The organism is Kitasatospora sp. NPDC001309 (genome assembly GCF_042896295.1).
GTDB lineage: Bacteria > Actinomycetota > Actinomycetes > Streptomycetales > Streptomycetaceae > Kitasatospora.
This window is the reverse complement of the sequence record NZ_JBIAXC010000018.1, coordinates 1-23,543: the sequence shown is the minus strand read 5'-3', so window position 1 is coordinate 23,543 and position 23,543 is coordinate 1. Positions and strand designations below refer to the sequence as shown.

At 74.0% G+C, this 23,543-nt stretch carries 20 protein-coding genes; 9 read left to right on the top strand and 11 right to left on the bottom strand.

The features are described from left to right. Positions 1-18 precede the first annotated feature (18 nt). The 3 genes from ACFY2K_RS19485 to ACFY2K_RS19475 all read right to left on the bottom strand — a co-directional run bounded on the left by ACFY2K_RS19485 (position 19) and on the right by ACFY2K_RS19475 (position 2,515). Complete coding sequence (locus tag ACFY2K_RS19485) at positions 19-675, bottom strand: HAD family hydrolase (protein ID WP_375882973.1); 657 nt, start codon at positions 673-675, stop codon at positions 19-21. A gap of 95 nt (positions 676-770) precedes the next feature. Beyond that, on the bottom strand, positions 771-1,280 hold the full coding sequence (locus tag ACFY2K_RS19480; RefSeq protein WP_375882972.1) for a DUF6912 family protein: 510 nt from the start codon (positions 1,278-1,280) through the stop codon (positions 771-773). A gap of 101 nt (positions 1,281-1,381) precedes the next feature. Continuing rightward, positions 1,382-2,515, bottom strand: a complete 1,134-nt coding sequence (locus tag ACFY2K_RS19475; RefSeq protein WP_387712766.1) for a patatin-like phospholipase family protein — start codon at positions 2,513-2,515, stop codon at positions 1,382-1,384. A 349-nt stretch (positions 2,516-2,864) separates the two neighbouring features. Between ACFY2K_RS19475 and ACFY2K_RS19470 the strand changes: the two genes are divergently transcribed. Further along, positions 2,865-3,410 carry an Rv3235 family protein gene (locus ACFY2K_RS19470; RefSeq protein ID WP_387712763.1) on the top strand — a complete coding sequence of 182 codons (546 nt, stop codon included), beginning with the start codon at positions 2,865-2,867 and terminating at the stop codon, positions 3,408-3,410. A gap of 104 nt (positions 3,411-3,514) precedes the next feature. Here the strand turns inward: ACFY2K_RS19470 and secA are convergent, their stop codons facing one another. Then, the gene (gene secA / locus ACFY2K_RS19465; protein WP_380522500.1) at positions 3,515-6,277 is read right to left on the bottom strand and encodes a preprotein translocase subunit SecA; all 2,763 of its coding nucleotides are present in this window, start codon (positions 6,275-6,277) and stop codon (positions 3,515-3,517) included. A gap of 435 nt (positions 6,278-6,712) precedes the next feature. On the opposite strand from secA, the gene ACFY2K_RS19460 reads away from it, so the two are divergent. Then, positions 6,713-7,102, top strand: a complete 390-nt coding sequence (locus ACFY2K_RS19460; RefSeq protein ID WP_387712759.1) for a GNAT family N-acetyltransferase — start codon at positions 6,713-6,715, stop codon at positions 7,100-7,102. A gap of 81 nt (positions 7,103-7,183) precedes the next feature. Next, a complete protein-coding gene (locus ACFY2K_RS19455) occupies positions 7,184-8,386 on the top strand; it encodes a winged helix-turn-helix domain-containing protein (protein ID WP_387712756.1) in 1,203 nt (400 codons plus the stop codon). Between the two features lie 18 nt (positions 8,387-8,404). Here the strand turns inward: ACFY2K_RS19455 and ACFY2K_RS19450 are convergent, their stop codons facing one another. Together ACFY2K_RS19450 and hpf are read right to left on the bottom strand one after the other, a co-directional pair. After that, positions 8,405-9,163, bottom strand: coding sequence for a response regulator (locus tag ACFY2K_RS19450; RefSeq protein WP_375882957.1), 759 nt, complete (start codon positions 9,161-9,163; stop codon positions 8,405-8,407). A gap of 240 nt (positions 9,164-9,403) precedes the next feature. Then, positions 9,404-10,099, bottom strand: coding sequence for a ribosome hibernation-promoting factor, HPF/YfiA family (hpf, locus tag ACFY2K_RS19445; RefSeq protein WP_360244504.1), 696 nt, complete (start codon positions 10,097-10,099; stop codon positions 9,404-9,406). Between the two features lie 379 nt (positions 10,100-10,478). On the opposite strand from hpf, the gene ACFY2K_RS19440 reads away from it, so the two are divergent. Continuing rightward, positions 10,479-11,210: a ComF family protein gene (locus ACFY2K_RS19440; protein WP_387712753.1), complete on the top strand. Its 732-nt coding sequence runs from the start codon at positions 10,479-10,481 to the stop codon at positions 11,208-11,210. 6 nt (positions 11,211-11,216) lie between these two features. Here the strand turns inward: ACFY2K_RS19440 and ACFY2K_RS19435 are convergent, their stop codons facing one another. The 3 genes from ACFY2K_RS19435 to mtrA form a co-directional block, all read right to left on the bottom strand. Further along, on the bottom strand, positions 11,217-13,094 hold the full coding sequence (locus ACFY2K_RS19435) for an LpqB family beta-propeller domain-containing protein (protein ID WP_380589539.1): 1,878 nt from the start codon (positions 13,092-13,094) through the stop codon (positions 11,217-11,219). A 76-nt stretch (positions 13,095-13,170) separates the two neighbouring features. Continuing rightward, positions 13,171-15,153: an MtrAB system histidine kinase MtrB gene (mtrB, locus tag ACFY2K_RS19430; protein WP_375882951.1), complete on the bottom strand. Its 1,983-nt coding sequence runs from the start codon at positions 15,151-15,153 to the stop codon at positions 13,171-13,173. Positions 15,154-15,277: 124 nt separating this feature from the next. Further along, positions 15,278-15,955: an MtrAB system response regulator MtrA gene (gene mtrA, locus ACFY2K_RS19425; RefSeq protein WP_030283937.1), complete on the bottom strand. Its 678-nt coding sequence runs from the start codon at positions 15,953-15,955 to the stop codon at positions 15,278-15,280. 287 nt (positions 15,956-16,242) lie between these two features. Here mtrA and ACFY2K_RS19420 point away from each other — a divergent pair, with 287 nt between their 5' ends. The 5 genes from ACFY2K_RS19420 (at position 16,243) to ACFY2K_RS19400 (ending at position 21,740) form a co-directional block, all read left to right on the top strand. Continuing rightward, complete coding sequence (locus tag ACFY2K_RS19420) at positions 16,243-17,397, top strand: hypothetical protein (RefSeq protein ID WP_380531538.1); 1,155 nt, start codon at positions 16,243-16,245, stop codon at positions 17,395-17,397. 5 nt (positions 17,398-17,402) lie between these two features. Then, the gene (locus tag ACFY2K_RS19415) at positions 17,403-18,110 is read left to right on the top strand and encodes a DUF4129 domain-containing protein (protein ID WP_380531536.1); all 708 of its coding nucleotides are present in this window, start codon (positions 17,403-17,405) and stop codon (positions 18,108-18,110) included. Beyond that, positions 18,107-19,345, top strand: a complete 1,239-nt coding sequence (locus ACFY2K_RS19410) for a DUF4350 domain-containing protein (protein WP_387712748.1) — start codon at positions 18,107-18,109, stop codon at positions 19,343-19,345. The genes ACFY2K_RS19415 and ACFY2K_RS19410 overlap by 4 nt, the downstream gene beginning before the upstream one ends. A gap of 26 nt (positions 19,346-19,371) precedes the next feature. Next, a complete protein-coding gene (locus ACFY2K_RS19405) occupies positions 19,372-20,352 on the top strand; it encodes an AAA family ATPase (protein ID WP_380407819.1) in 981 nt (326 codons plus the stop codon). A 62-nt stretch (positions 20,353-20,414) separates the two neighbouring features. Next, positions 20,415-21,740, top strand: a complete 1,326-nt coding sequence (locus tag ACFY2K_RS19400; protein WP_387712746.1) for a DUF58 domain-containing protein — start codon at positions 20,415-20,417, stop codon at positions 21,738-21,740. Between the two features lie 9 nt (positions 21,741-21,749). Here the strand turns inward: ACFY2K_RS19400 and ACFY2K_RS19395 are convergent, their stop codons facing one another. After that, entirely contained in the window at positions 21,750-22,895 is a 1,146-nt protein-coding gene (locus ACFY2K_RS19395) for an RNA polymerase sigma factor (RefSeq protein ID WP_380531548.1), read from the bottom strand. Positions 22,896-22,915: 20 nt separating this feature from the next. Beyond that, on the bottom strand, positions 22,916-23,323 hold the full coding sequence (locus tag ACFY2K_RS19390; RefSeq protein WP_375882940.1) for a YciI family protein: 408 nt from the start codon (positions 23,321-23,323) through the stop codon (positions 22,916-22,918). Positions 23,324-23,543: the final 220 nt, after the last annotated feature.

Genomic DNA, 23,543 nt, shown 5'->3' with positions numbered 1-23,543 from the left:
CGGCCCGACCGCCTCGGCTCAGCCCGTCAGCCGGCCCGCCAGCTCGACCGCCTCGGCCAGGCTGTCCACCACCGGGACGCCGACCGGCTCCAGCTTCTCCCGGGTGTGCGAGCCCCCGGTGTACAGCACCGCGCGGGCCCCCGCGTGCAGCGCCGCCAGGGCGTCGTCCGCGGCGTCGCCGATCAGCACCGTACGGGCCGGGTCGACCCGCTCGCCGAGCTCGGCCAGGTGCCTGGTCAGCTGCTGCGCCTTCTGGCCGCCGGAGGGGCCGCTGCGGCCGTCCACCCGCAGGAAGCTGCCGGTCAGGCCGAAGCCGTCGACCAGCGGGACGAGCTTCTCGTGCTCGTACATCGACAGCAGGGACTGGCTGTGCCCGGCCGCCTGCCAGCCCGCCAGCAGCTCGGGCACGCCCTCGGTCAGGCCGCAGGCCCGGCTGAGCTCGACGTAGCGGTCGTGGAAGGCGTCGTCCAGTCGCAGCCACTCCTCCGTGGAGGGCATCCGACCGAGCAGCCGCTCGTAGAACCGGGGGATCGGGATCTCGTACTGCTCGCGGTACTGCTGCAGGGTCATCGGCCCGACGCCGATGGTCGCGAACGCGGCGTTGCTCGCGCCGAGGACGGCGTCCATGTCATGGAAGAGCGTGCCGTTCCAGTCCCAAACGATGTGAGTGCGCACGGGATCAAACGGTAACCCGAACGGCCGACACGCCGGTAGGAGCGGGATCACCCCCGCAACGGTCGTAGGCCGGGCGCTCCTACGCCGGGGCGGTCCTACGCCAGCAGGGCGGGGATCTCCTGGGTCGCGTACCAGAGCAGGTCGTGGTCCTCGGCGCCGTCCACGGTGAACTGGGCGTCCTGGTCGCCCGCGTCGGCCGCGGCCACCGCCGCCACCGCGGCGGCGACGTCCTCGACCACCTCGTCGTCGGCCACGTCCGCGTGCACCGAGGCGGCCTTCGCCAGCTTCACCGGGCCGGCCAGCACCACCCGGCCGAGCGAGGCCTGGTCCTGGTACTCGTCACCGGGGAAGGGCCGCACCGCCGAGTCGGCCACGTCCAGCGCCACCACGACGCGCCGGCGCGGGGAGTCCGGGTCGGCCGCCAGCAGCCGCAGCGAGGACTGCGCGGCCCGGTTGAGCGCCGCGTACTCCAGCTCCTCCAGGTCGTCGCTGACGTACCACTCGCGCAGCGCGGGCGTCACGGCGTACGCCGCGGACTGGTCCAGGGCACCGCCCTCGTGCGCCGCCGCCAGGCCGGTCAGGGTGGTGGGCACGTACACGCGCATCGGTGGCACTCTCCGGTTTCCGCGAAGCTACTCCAGCGCCCCAAGAATAAGCTCAGCCGCGCCGGGCGTGATCACCTGAGCCCTCGCACCGGTGCCCGGGACTACCGCGCCGCCCCGAGCGCCTCCCGGGCGCTGCGCAGGCCGCTCTCCAGCACCGCGCCGCGGCGGGCCGGGTCCATCAGGTTCGGGCCCATCACCGCCAGGTCGGCCGGGGTGGGCGCGAGCAGCCGCACCCGGACGCCCTCGGCCCGCAGCAGCGCGGCCTCGCGCAGCAGCTGCCGGGTCACCGCGCGGCGGTAGCGGCTGACCAGCTGGGCCAGCACCCCGCGCGGGCGGTCCCGGGCCCGCCACTCGCGCAGGGCGGCCACCGTGCCGCCCTCGGAGCGCTCCGACCGCGGGCCGAGCCGCAGGGCCATCGGGGCGAGCACGTACACCTCGTCCAGGCCGCGGCCGAGCAGCAGGTCGGCGTTGGTGGCCGACCAGCAGCCGCCGTCGACGTAGGCCGAGCCGTCCAGGCGCACCGGCGCGAACCAGCCGGGGATCGCGCAGGAGGCCATCACGGCCCCGGCCACCGGGACGTCGGGGGCGTCCGGGTCGCCGAAGACCACCCGGTGGCCGCTGCGGTAGTCCACCGCGGCCACCCGCAGCGGGGCCGCGGCGGCGCTGGGCGGGACGGCGTCCGCGGCCTCGGCCTCGGCCTCGGCCTCGGCCTCCACCATCGCTCCCGCCTCTCCCGTCGCGCCCACCGGGAGCGGCCAGCCGCCCGGGCCGAGCAGCCCGCGCACCAGCTCGCCGACCGGGGCCAGCGAGCCGCGGCCGTGCGGCGCCACCGCCGAGACCATGGTCAGCAGCGGGTACTCGCGCGGGTGCCGGACGGCGTCCCGCAGCAGGCCGGGCGAGCCGATCCCGGCCCGCGGCCGGGGCGGCAGCGCACCGCCCACCGCGGTGTCGTAGTCGAAGGCCACCCCGGCCAACGGGCCCTCGGTGATCGGCAGGCCGCGCTGGTGGTCGCGCAGCTGCTCGGGGCGCACGCCCCCGGCCAGCATCGCGGCCAGGATGGCGCCGGCCGAGGTGCCGAGCAGCACGTCCGCCTCGCCCGGCCGGTGCCCGACGGCCTCCTCGACGGCGCAGAGCGCGCCGACCGTCCAGGCCGCGCCGAGCATCCCGCCGCCGCCCAGCACCAGGCCGCGCCGGGGGGTGCCCCCGGCGTCGGCGGGCGTGTCCGGCCCCGTCACCGCCCTTGTGGTCGTCCCGGCTGTCGTCATCCCGGCCGCCCGTCGTCGTCGGGTTCGGGTCAGGCTCCGATGGTGCGCGCGGACGCGCGGGCGGCGCAACGGGAGCCCGCCGCGGGACCACCCGGTCCGCCGTACCCGGGCGTCCCCTTTCGGGCCGTACGGTCCGTCCCCGCACGTCAACCGGGTGCCGCCGACACGGCCGCCGGGCCCGTCGCCGCACTGGTCGACTCACCCGGATAGGTGAACTTCGCGCCGACCCGAGGGGCGGCCGCAAACCCGTTGCCGCCCGGTGATCACCACCGCCAGCCTGGACCCGTCCGTACCCGCACCACCGTTGTTCGGAGCCACCGTGACCGTCAGCCCCCGCACCTGCCCGAGCGCCCGGCCCACCGCCGCGCCGACCGCCCACCGGCGCGTCCGCCCGACCGAGCACCCGACCGCCCGACCGCACCACCGGGCCCGTACACCCGACGGCGGCTGCGACCCGACCGGGCGCCGCCCCCGCCACCCGCGCGCCGCCTGCGCCATCCCCGGATCCGCACCCGGATCCGCACCCGGCCCCGCCCGGCACGACGCCGGGGCGCTCGCCGCCCGCTTCGCCCACCAGCTGGTCGAGGTGCTCACCGGCGCCCGGCCCTCGGGCCAGCTGATGCGGCACACCAGCCTGGACGGCTACGGGCAGCTCGCCTCACTGGTCCGGGCCGGTGCGCTGCGCCGCGGCGGCCCGGCCGACCGGCCCCGACTCGGCCCGGTGCACGACCGGTCGCCTTCCCCGGACGCCGTCGAGGCCTGCGTCCGGGTCGACCTCGGCCGGCGGCACCACATGGTGGCCTTCCGGCTGGAGCAGCGCGGCCCGGCCGGCCAGTGGCAGTGCACCGCCGTGGAGGCCCGGTGACGACCACGGCCCGGAACACGCCCCGAGGGATGCCCCAGGGGACGGCGCAGGGCGCCGCCCCGGTACGGGAGCGGCGCCCTGTGCGGCGTCCTGCGGCCGGCGGCTCAGGCCTTGCGGCGGCGGCCCTTGGCGGACTTGGCGGCCTTGCGGCGCTCGGCGCGGGTCAGCCCGTCGCCCTCGTCCTCCGGCAGGCCGTCCTCGAAGTCGCCCTCGATGACACCGCCGCCGACCTCGTCCGAGGGGGCCGTGTAGTGCAGCCGCTGCGGCTTCGGGGCCTCCAGGCCCTTGGCCTTGATCTCCGGGCGGGCGGCGTCCTTCTCCAGCTTGTCGAGCAGCACCTCGGCGTCCGCCACCGGCACCTCCTCGACCTGCTGCTCGACCTGGACCTCCAGGTTGAACAGGTAGGCGACGGACTCCTCCTTGATGCCCTCCATCATCGCGGTGAACATGTCGAAGCCCTCGCGCTGGTACTCGACCAGCGGGTCGCGCTGCGCCATGGCCCGCAGGCCGATGCCCTCCTGGAGGTAGTCCATCTCGTAGAGGTGCTCGCGCCAGCGGCGGTCCAGCACCGACAGCACGACGCGGCGCTCCAGCTCGCGCAGGATCTCCTCGCCGAGCTGGTCCTCGCGGGCGCCGTACTGCGCCTGGACGTCCTCCTGGACGACCTTGGTCAGGAAGTCCGGGGTCAGGCCGGCCGGACCGCCGACCTCCTCCTCCAGCTCCGCGAGGTCCAGGGTGATCGGGTAGAGCTGCTTGAACGCGGTCCAGAGCTTGTCGAGGTCCCAGTCGTCCTCGAAGCCCTCGCCGGTGGCCGCCTTGACGTAGGCCTCGACGGTGTCGTCCATGAAGTGGCCGACCTGCTCCTGGAGGTCCTCGCCCTCCAGGACGCGGCGGCGCTCGCCGTAGATGACCTCGCGCTGGCGGTTGAGCACCTCGTCGTACTTGAGGACGTTCTTGCGGATCTCGAAGTTCTGCTGCTCGACCTGGGTCTGCGCGGAGGCGATCGCGCGGGTGACCATCTTGGACTCGATCGGCACGTCCTCGGGCACGTTGGCCATCGAGAGCACGCGCTCGACCATGCCCGCCTTGAACAGGCGCATCAGGTCGTCGCCCAGCGACAGGTAGAAGCGGGACTCGCCCGGGTCGCCCTGACGGCCGGAGCGGCCGCGCAGCTGGTTGTCGATCCGGCGGGACTCGTGCCGCTCGGTGCCGAGGACGTAGAGGCCGCCGGCCTCCTTGACCTCCTCCTGCTCGGCCTTGACCGAGGCCTTGGCCTTCTCCAGCGCGGCCGGGAACTCGGCCTCGTACTCCTCCGGGTTGTCGCCCGCGGAGAGCCCGCGCTGGGCCAGCTCGGCCGCCGCCAGGTGGTCCGGGTTGCCGCCGAGCATGATGTCGGTGCCACGGCCGGCCATGTTGGTGGCGACGGTGACGGCGCCCTTGCGGCCGGCCTGGGCGACGATCTGCGCCTCGCGCTCGTGGTGCTTGGCGTTCAGCACCTCGTGCGGGATGCCGCGCTTGCGCAGCTCCTGCGACAGGTACTCGGACTTCTCGACCGACACGGTGCCGACCAGCACCGGCTGGCCCTTCTCGTGCTTCTCGGCGATGTCCTCGACCACGGCGGCGAACTTGGCCGGCTCCGACTTGTAGATCAGGTCGGGCTGGTCGATGCGCAGCGGCGTCTTGTTGGTCGGGATCGGCACCACGCCGAGCTTGTAGATCTGGTGGAACTCGGCGGCCTCGGTGGTGCCGGTACCGGTCATGCCGGAGAGCTTGTCGTACAGGCGGAAGAAGTTCTGCAGGGTGATGGTGGCCAGGGTCTGGTTCTCGTTCTGGACCTCCACCCCCTCCTTGGCCTCGATCGCCTGGTGCATGCCCTCGTTGTAGCGGCGCCCGGCCAGGATGCGGCCGGTGTGCTCGTCGACGATCATGACTTCGCCGTTCATGACGACGTAGTCCTTGTCCTTCTTGTACAGCTCCTTGGCCTTGATGGCGTTGTTCAGGAAGCCGACCAGAGGGGTGTTCACCGACTCGTAGAGGTTGTCGATGCCCAGGTAGTCCTCGACCCGGGTGACGCCCTCCTCCAGGACGCCGACGGTGCGCTTCTTCTCGTCGACCTCGTAGTCGCGGTCGATCTTGAGGCGCAGCACCAGCTTGGCGAAGTCGGCGTACCACTTGGTCGCCTGGTCCGCCGGGCCGGAGATGATCAGCGGGGTGCGGGCCTCGTCGATGAGGATCGAGTCGACCTCGTCGACCACCGCGAAGTTGTGGCCGCGCTGGACGAGTTCGTCCTTCGACCAGGCCATGTTGTCGCGCAGGTAGTCGAAGCCGAACTCGTTGTTCGTGCCGTACGTGATGTCCATCGCGTACTGGCGCTTGCGCTCGGCGGGCGTCATGTTCGCCAGGATCACGCCGACCTCGAGACCGAGGAAGCGGTGCACCCGGCCCATCCACTCCGAGTCGCGCTCGGCGAGGTAGTCGTTGACGGTGATCAGGTGAACGCCCTTGCCCGTCAGCGCGTTCAGGTACGTGGGCAGGGTGCCGACGAGGGTCTTGCCCTCACCGGTGCGCATCTCGGCGACGTAGCCGAGGTGCAGCGCCGCGCCGCCCATGATCTGGACGTCGTAGTGCCGCTGGCCGAGGACGCGCTTGGCCGCCTCGCGGACGGTGGCGAACGCCTCGGGGAGGATGTCGTCCAGCGTCTCGCCGTCGACGATCCGCTGCTTGTACTCGTCGGTCAGCGCGCGCAGCTCGGCGTCGGTGAGGTTGACGAAGTCCTCTTCGATGGAGTTGACCTGGGCAGCAATCCGCTGCAGCTTGCGAAGGATCTTGCCTTCGCCGGCGCGCAGGATCTTGTCGAAGACGGACACTTGAGCGGGCTCCTTGCCTGTATTGGCACTGGACGACTGCACGGGGGGTCCACCCCACCGCACGGGCCATCGTATGCGAGGAGTCCAATGCGCCGGGAGGTGCGTCAGCACGGTATTCCCGTGTCACCCGCCCGTGCACATGGACCGATAGCACCGTCCACCGGGACAAAAGGGTCGACGGGCCGGGGAGTTGGCCCGGAATTCGGATGCCCGCATTCCTCCTGCGGAGAAATAATCCGCCCATGGAACAGCCCCGGAGCGAACTCGTCACCCTCACCACCGACCGCCTGGTCCTGCGGGCCCCGCAGGAGTCCGACATCGACGCGATCTTCGCGGCCTGCCAGGACGCCGAGATCCAGCGCTGGACGGTCGTCCCGGTGCCCTACCGCCGCAAGGACGCCGAGTTCTTCGTCCACACAACTGGCATCCGAGGGCGTGGCCAAGGACTCCGAGTTCATCTGGTGCGTGGTCGAGCGCGGGACGGGCCGGCTGGTCGGCGCCCAGGCGGTCACCCGCAAGGCGGACGACCCGGCCGCCGCCTCGGTCGGCTGGTGGACGGTGCAGGAGCAGCGCGGTCGCGGCTACACCGTCGAGGCGGCCCGCGCGGTCGCCCGCTGGGCGCTGACCGACCTCGGGCTGCGCCGCCTCCAGTGGCTCGCCTACGTCGGCAACGACGGCTCGCGCGCGGTCGCCGAGCGGGTCGGCTACCGCTACGAGGGCACCCTGCGCTCGTACGCCGACCAGCGCGGCGTCTTCCGGGACGCCTGGGTCGCCTCGCTGCTCCCCGCCGACCTGGACCGACGGACCGGGCCCGACCAGGACTGACCGCAGGATCGGGCCACGGGACCGGCGCCCGACCAGGACTGACCCGGCCCGCTGTCGGTACCCCCGGCTACGCTCCCCGGCATGACCGCTGCCGCCGGGCCCGCGCCCGTCACCGTCCTGGGCGCCGACGACGCCCGCCGGATCGCCCTGCGCGCCCAGGGCCTGCTGGGCGCGCCCGACCGCCGGGCCGGCGCGCGCGGGGTGCTGCGGCACCTGGGCGCCGTCCAGCTGGACACCATCTCGGTGCTGGCCCGCTCGCACGAACTGGTGCCCTACGCCCGGCTGGGCGCGGTCGGCCGCCCGGCGGTCGAGGCGGCCTACTGGAGCGCGGGCACCACCTTCGAGTACTGGTCGCACGCGGCCTGCGTCCTGCCGGTCGAGGAGTGGCCGCTGTTCGCCTTCCGGCGCCGCCGCTACCGCGAGCGCGGCAGCCTCTGGAGCCACCAGGTCGCGCCCGGGACGTACCGGGCGGTGCTCGACAAGCTGCGCGCCGAGGGGCCGTTGACCGCCACCGAGCTGGGCGGGGCCAAGCGGACGGCCGAGTGGTGGGACTGGTCCGACACCAAGATCGCGGTGGAGCGGGCGCTCGCCTTCGGCGACGTGGTCTGCACCGACCGCCGGAGCTGGAAGCGGGTCTACGCGCTGGCCGAACAGGCCGTCCCCGACGCCCTGTTCGGCCAGGACCGGTCCGACGAGGAGTGCCTGCGCACCCTGGTGGCCCAGGCCGGGTCCGCGCTCGGCGTGGCCACCCGGGCCGACCTCCAGGACTACCACCGGCTGCGCGCCGAGGACTTGGACCGGGTGCTCGCGGACACCGGGCTGGTCCCGGTCGAGGTGGCGGGCTGGGGACCGGACGGCGGCCGGGCCGCCGCCTGGGCCGACCCGGCCGCGCTGGCCACCGCACCGCGCGGGCGCCACCGCACCACGCTGCTCTCGCCGTTCGACTCGCTGATCTGGGACCGCGCCCGCACCGAGCGGATCTTCGGCATGACCCACCGGCTGGAGGCCTACACCCCCAAGCACAAGCGGGTGCACGGCTACTTCGCGATGCCGCTGCTCACCGGCGGCCGGCTGGTCGGCCGGGTCGACCCGGCCCGGGAGGGCCGCACGCTGGTCGCCCGGCAGGTCTCGCTGACGGACGACCGGGGCGGCGCCCGGCAGGTCGAGGCGCTCGCCACCGCCCTGCGCGAGGCGGCCGCCTGGGTCGGCTGCGACGGGGTGCGGGTCGAGGCGCTGCACGACGAACGGCTGCGCCCGGCCCTGGAGAAGCTGCTCGCCCGGTAGCCAGGCGGCGGGCGCCGGTCACCCTATTTCGAGGATCTTCTCCCGCATCGCGTACACCACGGCCTCCATCCTGGAATGCAGTTGGAGCTTCTCCAGGATGTTGCGGACGTGGTTCTTCACCGTGTTCTCGCTGATGAAGAGCTCCTTGGCGATCTCCCGGTTGTTCATCCCGGTCGCCACCAGCTTGAGCACCTCCAGCTCCCGGTCGGTGAGCCGGGGCGCCGGGACGAGGTCCCGGTCGTCGGAGCGCCGCTGGATCATCGACTTGAACTCGGTGAGCAGCTTGGAGGCCATCGACGGGCTGATCTGCGACTGCCCGTCGGCGACCGCCCGGATCGCGGTGGCGACCTCGTCGGTGGAGATCTCCTTGAGCAGGTAGCCGGTGGCCCCCGCCTTGATCGCCTCGTAGAGGTCGGCCTCCTCGTCGCTTATGGTCAGCATGATGATCTTGGTGCTGGGCGCCACGTCCTTGATCGCCGTGCAGGCCTCGATCCCGCTGCGGCGCGGCATCCGGACGTCCATCAGGATGATGTCGGGCAGCAGGTCGGCGGCCTTGAGCACGGCTTCGGCACCGTCCCCGGCCTCGCCGACGACCTTGATGTCCGGCTCCTCCGCCAGCACGATCTCCAGCCCGCGGCGGAACAATGCGTGGTCGTCCACCACCAGGACGCGGATCGGCTCACCCCGGCGCGGCGCGTACGCGGGTTCCTCCTCCGGCCCCGGCGGCAATCCGGTGACCGGTCCCCCAGCGGGCCCCAGCCCGAAGTGATCCCCCATCCGCTCCTCCCCCTTCGCGGGTCGACGTGCGCCCAATCATTCCACGCCCCGCCACCGCCGCGGTCACCCTCCGGCGCCGATTGCCCCGCATCGGGTGACCCCTGGACACAACGGACCCGAGCCCCGTTCGAGCCCGTCCCACCGGCCGGTGCCCGGAACGCGTGGATCGCCCCGGAACGCCGGTGACCCCGGCGGTCGCTGCCGCCGGGGTCACCCCTCCGTGTTCAACTGCCGGGACGGTCAGTCCTCGTCGACGGACCGACCGATCGCACCGCCGGCGCCGCTGGCCACGCCGGCCGCCATGTCCGGCTGCACGTGGATGACGCCGTAGTGGTAGCCGTGCCGGCGGTAGACGACGCTCGGCAGGCCGCTGTCCTTCTCCACGAACAGGTAGAAGTCGTGGCCGACCAGCTCCATCTCGTAGAGCGCCTGGTCCAGCGCCATGGGGGCGGCCGAGTGGGTCTTCTCCCGGACCACCAGCGGGCCTTCGCCCTCCACTTCCAGGGATCCCATCATGGTCTTGCGGACGGCCCCGTTGGTCTCGCCCTCGTGCGCCGTGGTCTCGGGCAGCGCGGCCAGGGCCGCGGTCGCCTCGGCGACGCTGATGGGGGTGCGGCCGTTCGCGCCGCCCTTGTGCACCCGGCGCCGGTCCGCGGACTTGCGCAGCTGCGCGTCGAGCTTCGCCGAAGCCAGGTCGAGCGCCGCGTACGGGTCGCCGGCGGCGGCTTCGGCCCGGATCACCGGGCCCCGGGTACGGAGAGTGATCTCCACGCGGTCGGACCGGTCGGCCTGCCGCGGGTTGTGCTCCTTGGACACCTCGACGTCGAGGCTGATCACCTTGCCGTCGAACTTCTGGACCTTCTCCAGCTTCTCGGCCACGTGCTCGCGGAACCTCTTGGGCACCTCGGTCTTGCGGCCCTTGACGACGATGTCCACGCAGAACTCCGATCCCTCGTGCTGACGCCGATCCGGGTGCTACCGGACCGGACTGAGCTCCAGCTGGACCAGCCCATCCACTGCCGGCCCCCCGCTCCGCCGCCAGCGGCGGAAACGACTGGCCCTCATCTCATTTCCTCCCCATCAGGGACGGTTGAAACCCCCTGGAGCCTTATCGAACACCTCACGCGGGGTTTTCGCCTCCCCGGGCGGGAAGGGGGGTATGACCCGATACTTCGGGCGGTGCTGGGAGTGGGCGGTCAAACCGTTGCACCCTGTCTACCCTCCTGCGAGTGAAGTATGGGTAAATACCTGGACAACGCCCCCCATACGGCGGATCCTTTGCTGACTCTCCGTGCCGAAGCCGCCAGGAGCAGCCGTGCCGCCGACCCCCTCGCCCGCCTGTCCGCCGTCCGCACGGACACCGTTCGGCCACGCACTGGCCGGGCTGCTGGACGTCCTGCTCCCCGCCGACTGCGCGGGCTGCGGCGCCGAGCGCACCCAGCTCTGCCCGGCCTGCCGGCACGCGCTGACCGCCACCCGGCCCGGCCCCACCCTGCTGCCCTGGGCGCACGCGGCCGCGCCGTACGCCGACCCGGTACGGCAACTGCTGCTCGCCCACAAGGAACGCGGCGCGCTGCGCCTGGCCGGGCCGCTCGGCGAGGCGCTCGGACGGGCGGTGCGCTCCGCCCTGGGGGCGCGCGCCGGGGCCGCGCCGCTGCTGCTGGTCCCGATGCCCTCGGCCCGCGCCGCCGTGCGCGCCCGGGGGCACGACCCGACGCTGCGGCTGGCCGGGGCCGCCGCCCGCTCGCTGCGCCGGGCCGGCCTGGACGCCCGGGCCGCGCCGCTGCTGCGGCACGCCCGTCCGGTCGCCGACCAGGCCGGGCTGAACGCCGCCGAGCGGCGGCGCAACCTGCACGGCGCGCTCACCGTCCTGCCGCGCGCCCGTCGGGGCCTGGCCGGCCGTCAGCCGGTGCTGGTGGACGACCTGGTGACCACCGGGACGAGCCTGGCCGAGGCCGCCAGGGCCCTGGCCGACGCCGGACTGCCGGCCCGCGCCGCCGCCACCGTCGCGGCCACCGCGGTGCACCCGCCGGGTCAGTACACCTAGAGCCGGTCAGCCCGGGTAGAAGTACGAGCGGGCCTTGTCCACCAACTGGGCTTCCCGCCACTGGTTGTTGACCAGCCGGTAGACGGTGCCCGCGGCCACCGCGAGCACCGGCGAGGGCTGGGCCAGGATGTAGCCGCGGGACTCCGCCGTCGAGATCGACTGCGGGGAGGACGGCAGGCCGTTGCCGGTCTGCAGCTGACCGTCCGTGCTCTGCGAGCCGTCGGTGCTGATGTAGTACAGCTGCTGGGGGCGGTCCTGCTCCTTGCCGAGCACCAGCAACTGGTCGGTCTCCGACCAGGACACCGAGGCGACGTCGACGAGCGAGGGGGCCGCCGGGCGGACGCCGGTGATCCGCACGGTCGGCGCCTGCGGCGTGCCGCCGTGCTCCACCCGCCCGAACATCAGTGAACTCCCGTTCACCCCGGGGGATTTGACCACCAGGGCGATCCGGGCGCCGTCCGAGGAGAGCTTCAACGCCTGCACCGTCTGCCCGGTCAGCCCGTCCACCGGCGCGGTGTACGTCTTGCCGCCGCGCACCATGACCACCCGCGGGTTCTGCGGGTTGCGGTCCACCACCCAGAGGTCGCCGCGGCCGTCCCAGCTGGGCGAGGCGAGGCCGTCGTCCTTGGCGCCGGCCTTCGCCGGGGAGCTGAGCACCGGTTCGGGCATCGTCGCCGTGCCGGCCTGCAGCGGCACCGCGTAGAGCTGGTGGCCGTCGTCCGAGAGCGCGGCGGCCTGGGCGCCGTCCCGGCTGACCGCGACGGCGCCCAGGACGGGCGCTCCGCTCGCGTGCGGCTTGCCGAGCACCCCGGGCACCGGGTCGCCGGTGTGCCCGTCGTCGGCCGCCATCAGGGCGCCGTTGTCGGCGCGCTGGTAGTACTGCTGCACGGGCAGTCGCCCGGCCAGCGCGCCGGGGCCGACGGCCGGGTCGTCGGTGCGACTGGCCGTGCAGGAGCCCCGCTGACCGCGCAGTTCCAGCCGTTCGACCTGGCCCTTGCCCTGGTCGGCGAAGGTGTAGAAGAGCTGGGCCGCCATCCGCCGGCAGGCCAGCGGGTCGGCCAGGTCGGCCCCGCCGACCTGCACGTGGGCGATCCGGCTGTCGTCGATGCTCACCTTGTCGACCGTGGTGCCGGTCGGGAAGGCCGTCCGGACCACCGGCGAGAGCCAGGTCGACGGCCCGGAGACCAGCGCCTTGGCGGCCGAGGTCAGCGGGTCGATCCGGCGGCGCAGGTAGATCGGGTCGGCTATCAGCACCTCCTGGCCGCCGTTGGCGGGGGCCGGCACCGACGGGTCGGGGGTGCTGTAGAAGAAGCGCTCGACCTGCCGGAAGCTGTTCCGGAAGTTGGTCTCGTTCATGATCACGCCGGGCGGCAGCGAATCGATCCGCCAGTCGCCGTCGTGCTCGCGCACGAAGGTGAAGTCGAAGACGTTGTTGTTCTGCCCCGCCACCAGCAGGTAGGAGTGCTTGTCGTCGACCTTGGCCACCAGCTGCCCGGAGACCGTCGACGAGTACTTGGTGTCGGCGTCGGCGACCTGGTCCAGCGGGATCTTCGTGGCGGAGAGCACCTGGATGCCCGCATCCGGGTTCCAGCTCGCCGCGGCGCGCTCGGTGAGGTACTTGCGCGCGGTCTCGTACCCCTCGTCGGCGGTCACCGCGTCCAGGAACCCGGTCAGCAGCTCGCGCGGCTTGGCGCCCTTGCCGGGCGCCACCGGGAAGACCCTGGCCTGCAGGTTCTTGTCGGCCGAGCCCTGGGACAGCTCCACCTTGGTGATGCCGCCGGAGTCCGGCATGGCCGCGCAGCCGCTCGCCACCAGGGTGACGAGCACCGCGCCGGCCACCGCCACGAGCAGCGGCGCGGGGCCGGTCCTCGCACTCCCGCCCACGGACCGACGCCCGCCCACGGACCGACGCCCGTCCGCGGACCGACGCCCGTCCGCGGACCGACGCCGGGGCAGGCCCCTAGTCGTGTTGCTCGTCCTTCGCACGCTGCGACCCCTCCAGGTCCGTCCCACCCGTCACGTCCGGCTCCGCCGTACGCTGCGCCACCGACGGCCGTCCGGGCGTCGGGTCCACCATGACCTGGGCGCCGATGACGCCGTAACCGGCCCCCGCCGTCCGCACGTCCGAGGGGTCCGCGCGCGGCCCCTCGGGCAGCCGGCTCCGGCCCAGTCCGGGGCCGATGTTCAGCACTCCGCCGAGGCCGCTGCCCAGCCCGTTGCCGGGCCCCTCCGGCGCCTCGGCCTGCTCCTCGGCGGCGGTCATCGCCGTGGCGCCCGCCGGGGCGATCGCCCGCCGGTACGGCGTGCCGTACGCGCCCAGGCCCCGGTTGTTGCGGGAGTCCTCCGGCTCCAGCCGGAACGGCGCCCGGTTGATCTCGCCGCCGCGGGTGCGCGGCAGGGTCAGCCGGAAGTGCGAGCCGCCACCGGGCTCGCCCCAGGCCTGGAGCCAGCCGCCGTGCAGATGGGCGTCCTCGACCGCGATGGACAGGCCCAGCCCGGTGCCGCCGGTGGTGCGCACCCGGGACGGGTCCGCCCGCCAGAAGCGGTGGAACACCCGGGAGGCCTCGCCCGGCTTGAGTCCGATGCCGTAGTCGCGCACGCCGACCGCGACGGCGCCGTCGGCCGAGCCGAGGCGCACGACCACGTCGCGGCCCTCGCCGTGCTCCAGCGCGTTGACCACCAGGTTGCGCAGGATGCGCTCGATCCGGCGGGAGTCCACCTCGGCGAGCACCGGCTCGCCGTCACCGCGGATCACCACGGCGCTGCCCTTGGCCTCGGCCAGCGGTTCGGCGGCCTCGACCACCCGGCCGACGATCTCCCGCAGGTCGACCGGCTCGGCGTCCAGGATCGCGGCGCCGGCGTCGAAGCGGCTGATCTCCAGCAGGTCGGCGAGCAGCGACTCGAAGCGGTCGAGCTGGCCCTGGAGCAGCTCCGCCGAGCGGGCCGCCATCGGGTCCAGGTCCTCGCGGCTGTCGTAGATCAGGTCGGCGGCCATCCGGACCGTGGTCAGCGGGGTGCGCAGCTCGTGCGAGACGTCCGAGACGAAGCGCCGCTGCACCCGGGAGAGCTCCTCCAGCTGGCGGATCTGCGCCTGGAGGGCGTTGGCCATCCGGTTGAACGACTCCCCGAGGCGGGCGATGTCGTCCGTCCCGGTCACCTTCATCCGCTCTTCCAGGTGTCCGTCGGCGAGCCGCTCGGAGATGCCCGCGGCCATCCGGACCGGGGTGACCACCTGGCGCACCACGACCCAGGCGATGCCGCCCATCAGGATCACCACGAACACGCCGGCGGTCGCCAGGGTGCCGGTGATCAGGTTGAGGGTGTCGGTCTCCTGGCCGAAGGAGAACACGTAGAACAGCTGGTAGCTGGTGTCGGCCGGGCCGACGAACTGCATGCCGAGGGCCAGTCCGGGCTCGCTCTTGCCGCCGCCCTCGGGCGAGCGGTGGATCCGGGTCGGCTGGTCGAACATCTGGCCGGGCTCTTCGAAGAGCTTCGCGCGCAGGCTGTCCGGGATGCTGCTGGGCTGGATGTCGCCCGAGTAGCGCGGCGCGAAGCCGGCGCTGTCCGGCACGACCGTCCCGGTGCCGGGGGCCATCGCGATCACCGAGTAGACCGTCTGCCCGCTCGCGGCGAGGTCGTTGACCTGGCGCAGCAGCCAGGTGCCGGTCTCCGCGGTGCTCGGGTCGACGGCACCGCGCAGCGCCTGGTCCCGGGCCTCGTCGATCTTCTTCTGCTCGACCTGGAAGCCGATCCGGGCCTGCGCCCGGGCCGCGTCGATCTTGGTGTCGAGCAGGCCGGTGCGCACCTGCGCCACCACGACCACGCCCAGCACCAGGACCACCGCGATGGAGGCCAGCAGGGACACCGCAACCACGCGCAACTGGATCGACCGGCGGTACAGCGTGGTGACCCGGCGTGCCGGGCGCCTGAGCTGACGCTTCATCAGACCGAACACTCCGGACGGGCCGCGACGGCGGCGGGTGGTCGAACTCAGCACGTCCCCGCGCACGGCCCCCGCCCCGTCGGTCGCGGAACCCGACGGGGTGTCGTCAGCCCGGTCCGTCACGTCAGCTGGGTCCGGCCTTGTAGCCGACGCCGCGGACGGTCACCACGATCTCGGGGCGCTCCGGGTCCTTCTCGATCTTGGAACGGAGGCGCTGCACGTGGACGTTGACCAGGCGGGTGTCCGCCGCGTGGCGGTAGCCCCACACCTGCTCCAGCAGCACCTCGCGGGTGAACACCTGCCAGGGCTTGCGGGCCAGCGCGACCAGCAGGTCGAACTCCAGCGGGGTCAGCGGGATGCTGCGCCCGTCCCGCTTCACCGAGTGGCCGGCCACGTCGATCACCAGGTCGCCGATGGTCAGCTGCTCGGGCGTCGGCTCCTCGGCACGGCGCAGCCGCGCGCGCACCCGGGCCACCAGCTCCTTGGGCTTGAACGGCTTGGTGACGTAGTCGTCGGCGCCGGACTCCAGGCCCACCACGACGTCGACCGTGTCGGTCTTCGCGGTCAGCATGACGATCGGGACGCCGGACTCGGCCCGGATCTGCCGGCACACGTCGATGCCGTCCCGGCCGGGCAGCATCAGGTCGAGCAGGACCAGATCGGGCTTGCTCTCCCGGAACGCGGCTAGCGCCTTGTCCCCATCCGCGACGAAAAACGGCTCAAAACCCTCACCACGCAACACGATGCCGAGCATCTCGGCCAGTGCGGAGTCGTCATCAACGACGAGGACGCGTCCCTTCATGGGTCCATCTTCTCATTACCGGATTGTGACCTGCCGCACAGCAGTGCCATTGCTCCACAACGGCCAACTCCACCGCCGTCGAATTCCGGCCATACCGGGCGAATAGCCCTCCTCGGAGCGCCTCCGAACTGACCGGAACCCGCCGTCCGACCCCCCGGCGGCCCCCGTTGTCGATCAGCAACCGGATACCCCTGGGGCGTCTCCGGGCCCCATGGCACGATGGGCGCTGCGCGCGGGCGAAAGATCCGCCCGGAGCCGCGCCCAGGACGCCCCTCCGAGGAGCAGTGATGACCGACACTCCGGGCTGGGCCTCGCCCAGCTCGTCCGAGCCACCCCGCGACGGCACCCGGCCCCCGGCCGACGCGCCCGCCGCCGTGCCCGGGCCGTCGGCACCCCCTCAGGCCGCACCCGCCTGGGGCGCCCAGTACGGACAGCCGAACCGCGGCACCCAGCCCCCCGGCCAGGGCCCGTACGGCTGGGAGAGCGCGCGCAGCCCCCGGCCCGGCGTCATCCCGCTGCGCCCGCTCAGCATCGGCGAACTGCTCGACGGCGCCGTCACCACCGTCCGCCGGAACTGGCGCACCGCGCTCACCCTCTCGCTCGGCATCGCCGTCGTCGACCAGGCCGGCGCCTTCGTCGCCAAGCTGCTGGTCAAGGGCCGTACCGGCGCCTCCACCCAGCTGCTCACCCTGCTCGCCACCATGCCGCTGTCGCTGCTGCTCGACGCGCTGGCCGTCGCCCTGCTCACCATCGTGGTCAGCCGCGCCGTCCTCGGCCGACCGGTGACCGCCGGCGACGCCTGGCGCGACGCCCGCCCCCGGCTGCTGCAACTGCTCGGGCTCACCGTGCTCACCACCCTGATGAGCGTCGGCGTGGTGCTGCTCGGCTTCACCCCGCTGATCGGCTACACCGCGGGCGGCTCGGACACGCCCGGCACCGCGGCCCTGCTGTTCCTGGTCGGCCTGCTGACCGTCCCGGTCGGCCTCTGGCTGCTGATCCGCTACAGCATGGCCGCCCCCGCGCTGATGCTGGAGAAGCAGGGCGTGGTGACCGCGCTCTCGCGCTCCCGCCGGCTGGCCCGCGGCTCCTGGTGGCGGATCCTCGGCATCGTCCTGCTGAGCCGGGTGCTGGCCGGGATCGTCGGAGTGACCCTCGCCATCCCGTTCCGCTTCCTCGGCCTGGTCCTCGGCCTCGGCTCCATGGACCGGCTCGGCGACACCGCCCACGAGTCCGTCGGCATGATGGTGCTGACCGCGCTCGCCGGGATCATCGCCTCCGCCCTGACCACCCCGTTCCTGGCCGCCGTCGGCGTGCTGGTCTACATCGACCAGCGGATCCGCCGCGAGGCCCTGGACATCGAGCTCGCCCGCGCCGCCGGGCTGCCCGGACAGGGCGGCACCGGCTGGAGCGGCCACGCCGACCAGACCACCGCGAGGCACTGAACCGGATGCCTATCTGGGGGGACAGGCTCCTCGCCGCCGGCGGCGCCCCGGTCACCGTTCCACGGGACCCGGCCCGCGACGCCGCCCGCGACGAGCTGCTCAAGGCCGAGTACCACAAGAACGACCCGAGCGTCCTGGAACGGGTCATCGACTGGATCTGGGACCACATCGACCGCGCCATGGGCAGCATCTCCGGCGGGGGCACCGACGGCACCACCGGACTGGTGCTCTTCCTGGTCGTCGCCGCGGTGATCGCCGCCGCCCTCTGGTGGCGCCTCGGCGCGCCCAAGCGCGCCGCCCGCACCGACTACGGCGTGTACGGCGCCGCCGGCCCGCGCACCGCCGCGCAGTACCGCGCCGACGCCGCCGGGCACGCCGCCGCCGGCCGCTGGACCGAAGCCGTCCGCGAGCAGATGCGCGCGCTGGTCCGGGCCCTGGAGGAGCGCACCCTGCTCGACACCCGCCCCGGCCGCACCGCCGACGAGGCCGCCGCCGAAGCCGGCCGGGCCCTGCCCGACCAGGCCGCCGCACTGACCGCCGCCGCCCGCACCTTCGACGACATCGCCTACGGCGAGCGCACCGCCGACCAGGCCGCCTACCAACTGCTGCTGGACCTCGACCGGGCCCTGGAGCGCAGCCGCCCGGTGCTCGCCCACGCCGCGGCCACCGCCCCGGCGCCGGCCCCGACCCCGACCCCGGGAGGAGCGGCATGACCAGCACCGCCCCGGCTCCCCCCACCCCCGAACGACCCGCCGCCGAACGACCCGCCGCCGACGCCGCACCGACCAGCCTCGCCCCCACCGGGCGCGGCCTGGCCCGCCGCGCCCGCTGGTACCTGGTCGCCCTCGCCGTCCTGCTGGTCGCCGCCGTCGGCCTCGCCGTCCTCAACACCGGCCACCGCTACCCGCCGCTCGACCCCCGCTCCTACGACGCCGACGGCACCCACGCCGTGGTCGCCCTGCTCCAGGGCCAGGGCGTCCGGACCGAACTGCGCACCGACCCCACGGCCCCCGCCGGCGGCGCCGACACCCTGGTGCTGCCCGAACCCGACCTGCTGAGCCCGGCCGAGCTGCGCGCCGTCGCCGCCGCCCGGCACCGGCGGCTGGTCCTGATCAACCCCGGCCCGGCCGCCCTCAGCACGCTCGCCCCCGGCATCCGCACCTCCGACGAGGTCGGCGGCGTCCCGTTCACGTCCGTCCGCAGCACCCACCCGGGCTGCGCCCTCCCCGAAGCCGTACGGGCCGGCGCCGCCGCGATGGGCGGCACGCTCTACACCAGCGGCAGCCGAGGCGACGGCTGCTACCCGTACCACCACGGCTACCCGCTGGTCAGCACCCCCGACGACGGCGGCGGCAACGTCATCGTCCTCGGCAGCGGCGAGTTCCTGCAGAACCGCCGGCTCGCCGACGACGGCAACGCCTCGCTCGCCCTCGGCCTGCTCGGCTCACAGCCCCGCCTCACCTGGCACCTGCCCGACTACTCCGCGCCGGTCGCCGAGGGCACCCCGCGCAAGAGCTTCGGCGACTACATCCCGAAGGGCTGGCACTGGGCCTTCTACCAACTGGCCGTCGCCGCCGTGCTCGCCGCCCTCTGGCGGGCCCGCCGACTCGGCCCGGTGGTCAGCGAGAACCTGCCCGTGGTGGTCCGCGCCGCCGAGACCACCGAGGGCCGCGCCCGCCTCTACCGGCGGGCCAAGGCCCACGGCCGCGCCGCCGAGGCGCTGCGCCGCGCCACCGCCCACCGCCTCGCCCCCGCCCTGGGCCTCCCGCTCCAGGCCGGCGGACCGGAGCCGGAGGCGCTCTGCGCGGCCGTCGCCGACCGCCTCCCCGCGCGACCCGCCGGGGACGTCCGGGCCCTGCTGTACGGCCCGCCCCCGACCGACGACGCCGCACTGCTGCGGCTCGCCGACGACCTCGACGCCCTCGAAAGGCAGGTACGGAACCCGTGACCGAACAGGCAACCGCCCAGCTCCGCATCACCCCCGGCACGGCGCCCGCCACCCCCGTCACCGACCCGCGCGCGGCCCTGACCGCCCTGCGCGCCGAGATCGGCAAGGCCGTCGTCGGCCAGGACGCCGCCGTCACCGGCCTGGTGGTGGCCCTCCTCTGCGGCGGCCACGTGCTGCTGGAGGGCGTCCCCGGCGTCGCCAAGACCCTGCTGGTGCGCACCCTGTCCACGGCGCTCAGCCTGGGGACCAAGCGCATCCAGTTCACCCCCGACCTGATGCCCGGCGACGTCACCGGCTCGCTCGTCTACGACGCCCGCACCGCCGAGTTCTCCTTCCAGCCCGGCCCGGTCTTCACCAACCTGCTGCTCGCCGACGAGATCAACCGCACCCCGCCCAAGACCCAGGCCGCCCTGCTGGAGGCCATGGAGGAGCGGCAGGTCACCGTCGACGGCGAACCGCGCGCGCTGCCCGTCCCGTTCCTGGTCGCCGCGACCCAGAACCCGGTCGAGTACGAGGGCACCTACCCGCTGCCCGAGGCCCAGCTGGACCGCTTCCTGCTCAAGCTGATCCTCCCGCTGCCCGACCGCGACCAGGAGTTCCAGGTCCTGTCCCGGCACGCCTCCGGCTTCGACCCCAAGGACCTCGCCGCCGCCGGCGTCCGCCCGGTCGCCGGGCCCGAGCACCTGGCCGCCGCTCGCGAGCAGATCGCGAAGCTCACCGTCTCGCCCGAGATCCTGGCGTACATCGTCGACCTCTGCCGGGCCACCCGGCAGTCCCCGTCGCTGTCGATCGGCGTCTCCCCGCGCGGTGCCACCGCGCTGCTCGCCGCCTCGCGCGCCTGGGCCTGGCTGGCCGGGCGGGACTACGTCACCCCGGACGACGTCAAGGCGCTCGCCCTGCCCACCCTGCGGCACCGCGTCGCGCTGCGCGCCGAGGCCGAGATGGAGGGCGTCACCGCCGACTCCGTCATCCAGGCCGTCCTCGCCCAGACGCCCGCCCCCCGCTGATCCACCACCGGTAGGCGTACCGGGTCCTCGAACACACCGGGCTTCCGAAGGAGCGCACCCGCATGGCCCTCACCGGGCGAACCGCCCTGATCGCCGCGCTCGGCGCGCTCTTCGTGGGCCTCCTGCTGCCCTCCTGGACCGGGATCGGAGCCGTCACCGGCGCCGTCCTGCTCGCCGTCCTGGTCGACCTGGTGCTCGCCGCCCCCGTCCGCAGCCTGCGGATCGCCCGGGGCGGCGACACCACCGTCCGGCTCGGCGACACCGCCTCGGTCGAACTGACCGTCAGCAACACCTCCGGACGGCCGCTGCGGGCCCTGGTCCGCGACGCCTGGGCCCCCTCCGCCTGGGCCCCCTCCGCCTGGCGCCCCGGCACCTCCGAGACCGCCTCCCGGCACACCCTCGCCGTCCCCGGCGGCGAACGGCGCCGCGCCGTCACCGTGCTCACCCCGGGCCGCCGCGGCGACCACCACGCCCACCGCGTGACGGTCCGCTCGCTCGGCCCGCTCGGCCTGGCCGGCCGCCAGGGCTCCCACCACGTCCCCTGGACGGTCCGCGCCCTCCCCCCGTTCAACAGCCGCAAGCACCTGCCCTCCCGGCTCGCCCGGCTGCGCGAACTCGACGGCCGGACCTCGGTGCTGACCCGGGGCCAGGGCACCGAGTTCGACTCGCTGCGGGAGTACCTGCCCGGCGACGACGTCCGCTCCATCGACTGGCGCGCCAGCGCCCGCCGCAACACCGTCGCCGTCCGCACCTGGCGCCCCGAACGCGACCGCCACATCCTGATCGTCCTCGACACCGGCCGCACCTCGGCCGGCCGCGTCGGCGACGCCCCCCGCCTGGACGCCGCCCTCGACGCCGCCCTGCTGCTCACCGCCCTCGCCACCCGCGCCGGCGACCGGGTCGACCTGCTCGCCCACGACGCCCGCAAGCGCGCCTCGGTCATCGGCAGCTCCCCCAGCGAAATCCTGCCCTCCTTCACCAACGCGATGGCCCTGCTGGAACCCGCGCTGCACGAGACCGACATGCGCGCGCTGGTCTCCACCGCGCTCACGATGGCGCCGCACCGCTCGCTCGTCGTCCTGCTCACCGGCCTGGACGCGGCCTCCGTCGAGGACGGCCTGCGCCCACTGCTGCCGCTGCTCACCAAGCGCCACGAGGTCGTCCTCGCCTCCGTCGCCGACCCGCACCTGGACGTGCTGGCCGCCGGCCGCGGCACCGTGGAGGCCGTCTACGGCGCCGCCGCCGCCGAACAGACCCGCGCCGACCGCCGGAACACCGCCGACCGCCTCACCCGCAGCGGGGTCACCGTCCTCGACGCCCCACCGGCCCAGATCGCCCCGGCGCTGGCGGACACCTACCTGGCGCTCAAGGCGGCCGGGCGGCTCTGAGGCACCGGATCAGGTGCGGCGGCCGGCGTTGAGCCGGGCCGCCTGGCGCGTGAGGTGGTCGCGCTCCGCGAGGTTGGACGCCCGGCGGGCCGCCTCGGCGTACAGCCGGGCCGCCACCACCGGCTCCCCGGCACGCTCGTGGAGGTACGCCGCGGCGGCCGCGTACCGGGGCAGCGCCTCGTCCAGTCCACCGAGCGCCGCCAGGCCGGCCCGCGGCCCGTCGGCCTCACCGACCGCCACCGCACGGTTCAGCCGCACCACCGGACTGTCCGTCAGCCGCACCAACTCGTCGTACCACTCGACGATCTGCACCCAGTCGGTCTCCCCGGCGGTGGGCGCGTCGGCGTGCAGCGCCGCGATGGCCGCCTGGGCCTGGAACTCCCCCAGCCGGTCCCGGGCCAGGGCCGTCTGCAGGATGCCGACGCCCTCCGCGATCGCGCCGGTGTCCCAGAGCCGCCGGTCCTGCTCCGCGAGCGGCACCAGGCTTCCGTCGGGACCGGTCCGGCCGGCCCGCCGGGCGTGGTGCAGCAGCATCAGCGCCAGCAGCCCCGCCACCTCGGGGTGGTCGATCGCTGCCGCCAGCTGCCGGGTCAGCCGGATCGCCTCGGCAGCGAGGTCGACGTCCCCGGAGTAGCCCTCGTTGAACACCAGGTAGAGCACCCGCAGCACGGTCGCGACGTCGCCCGGCCGATCGAGGCGGACCGCCGAGACGGTGCGCTTGGCCCGGCTGATCCGCTGCGCCATGGTCGCCTCGGGCACCAGATAGGCCTGGGCGATCTGCCGGGTGGTCAGCCCACCGAGCGCACGCAGGGTGAGCGCGACCGCGGAGGACGGCGTCAACGACGGGTGGGCGCACAGGAAGTAGAGCTGCAGGGTGTCGTCCACCGAGGCCGCCGGACCGGGCTCCGGCTCCTGGTCGACCAGGTCCTCCCGGCGGCGGCGGGCGGTGTCCGCCCTGGTCGCGTCGAGGAACTTCCGCCAGGCGACGGTGACCAACCAGCCCTTCGGATCCCGCGGCGGATCGCCCGCCCAGACGCGGACCGCCTCGACCAGCGCCTCCTGCACGGCGTCCTCGGCCGCCGCGAAGTCGGCTCCGCGGCGGACGAGGACACCCAGCACACCCGGGGTGAGGCCCCGGATCAGGGCCTCGTTCATCGGGAAGGTCACGGGAGAGGTCACTCCGTGACGGTCGGCGGCATCGCCAGGAACGGACGCAGCTCCAGCCACTCGTGGATCGGCTTCCCACCGGCCCCCGGGGCCGCCGACAGCTCACCGGCCAGCTCCAGGGCGCGCTCGTGGCTGTCCACGTCGATCACCATCCAGCCGGCGATGAGGTCCTTGGTCTCCGCGAACGGACCGTCCGTCACCGGCGGCCGCCCCTCGCCGTCGTACCGCACCCACGACCCCTCGGGCGCGAGCGCCTGGGCGTCGACGAACTCGCCGGTCTGCTCCAGCCGGGCCGCGAAGTCCTGCATGTACGTGATGTGCGCCGTGACCTCCTCCGGCGTCCACTGGTCCATCGGCGCGCAGTTGACCGGAGTCGGGGCGCCTCGGTAGTGCTTGAGCAGCAGGTACTTGGCCATCGTGCTTCTCCTTCGGAGCTCGTGCGACCCATTGTGGCCGCGCTCACCCCTGGGACGGAGCCGGCCACGGGTTCTCGACACGACTGGCCAAGATTTTTTCGCCCGTGGTCCTGTCGTCCGCCGGTTGTCCCGGAAATGCGAAAAGGCCCACCCGGTCACCCGGGTGGGCCTTCTCTGAATGATTGTTCGGCGGCGTCCTACTCTCCCACAGGGTCCCCCC

Coding starts and splice junctions, on each gene's coding strand:
- ACFY2K_RS19480 (WP_375882972.1), bottom strand. CDS start 1,280: ATGCGCGTGTACGTGCCCACCACCCTGACCGGCCTGGCGGCGGCGCAC.
- ACFY2K_RS19455 (WP_387712756.1), top strand. CDS start 7,184: ATGACCGCTGCCGCCGGGCCCGCGCCCGTCACCGTCCTGGGCGCCGAC.
- ACFY2K_RS19450 (WP_375882957.1), bottom strand. CDS start 9,163: ATGGGGGATCACTTCGGGCTGGGGCCCGCTGGGGGACCGGTCACCGGA.
- mtrB (WP_375882951.1), bottom strand. CDS start 15,153: ATGAAGCGTCAGCTCAGGCGCCCGGCACGCCGGGTCACCACGCTGTAC.
- mtrA (WP_030283937.1), bottom strand. CDS start 15,955: ATGAAGGGACGCGTCCTCGTCGTTGATGACGACTCCGCACTGGCCGAG.
- ACFY2K_RS19420 (WP_380531538.1), top strand. CDS start 16,243: ATGACCGACACTCCGGGCTGGGCCTCGCCCAGCTCGTCCGAGCCACCC.
- ACFY2K_RS19415 (WP_380531536.1), top strand. CDS start 17,403: ATGCCTATCTGGGGGGACAGGCTCCTCGCCGCCGGCGGCGCCCCGGTC.
- ACFY2K_RS19410 (WP_387712748.1), top strand. CDS start 18,107: ATGACCAGCACCGCCCCGGCTCCCCCCACCCCCGAACGACCCGCCGCC.
- ACFY2K_RS19400 (WP_387712746.1), top strand. CDS start 20,415: ATGGCCCTCACCGGGCGAACCGCCCTGATCGCCGCGCTCGGCGCGCTC.
- ACFY2K_RS19395 (WP_380531548.1), bottom strand. CDS start 22,895: ATGAACGAGGCCCTGATCCGGGGCCTCACCCCGGGTGTGCTGGGTGTC.
- ACFY2K_RS19390 (WP_375882940.1), bottom strand. CDS start 23,323: ATGGCCAAGTACCTGCTGCTCAAGCACTACCGAGGCGCCCCGACTCCG.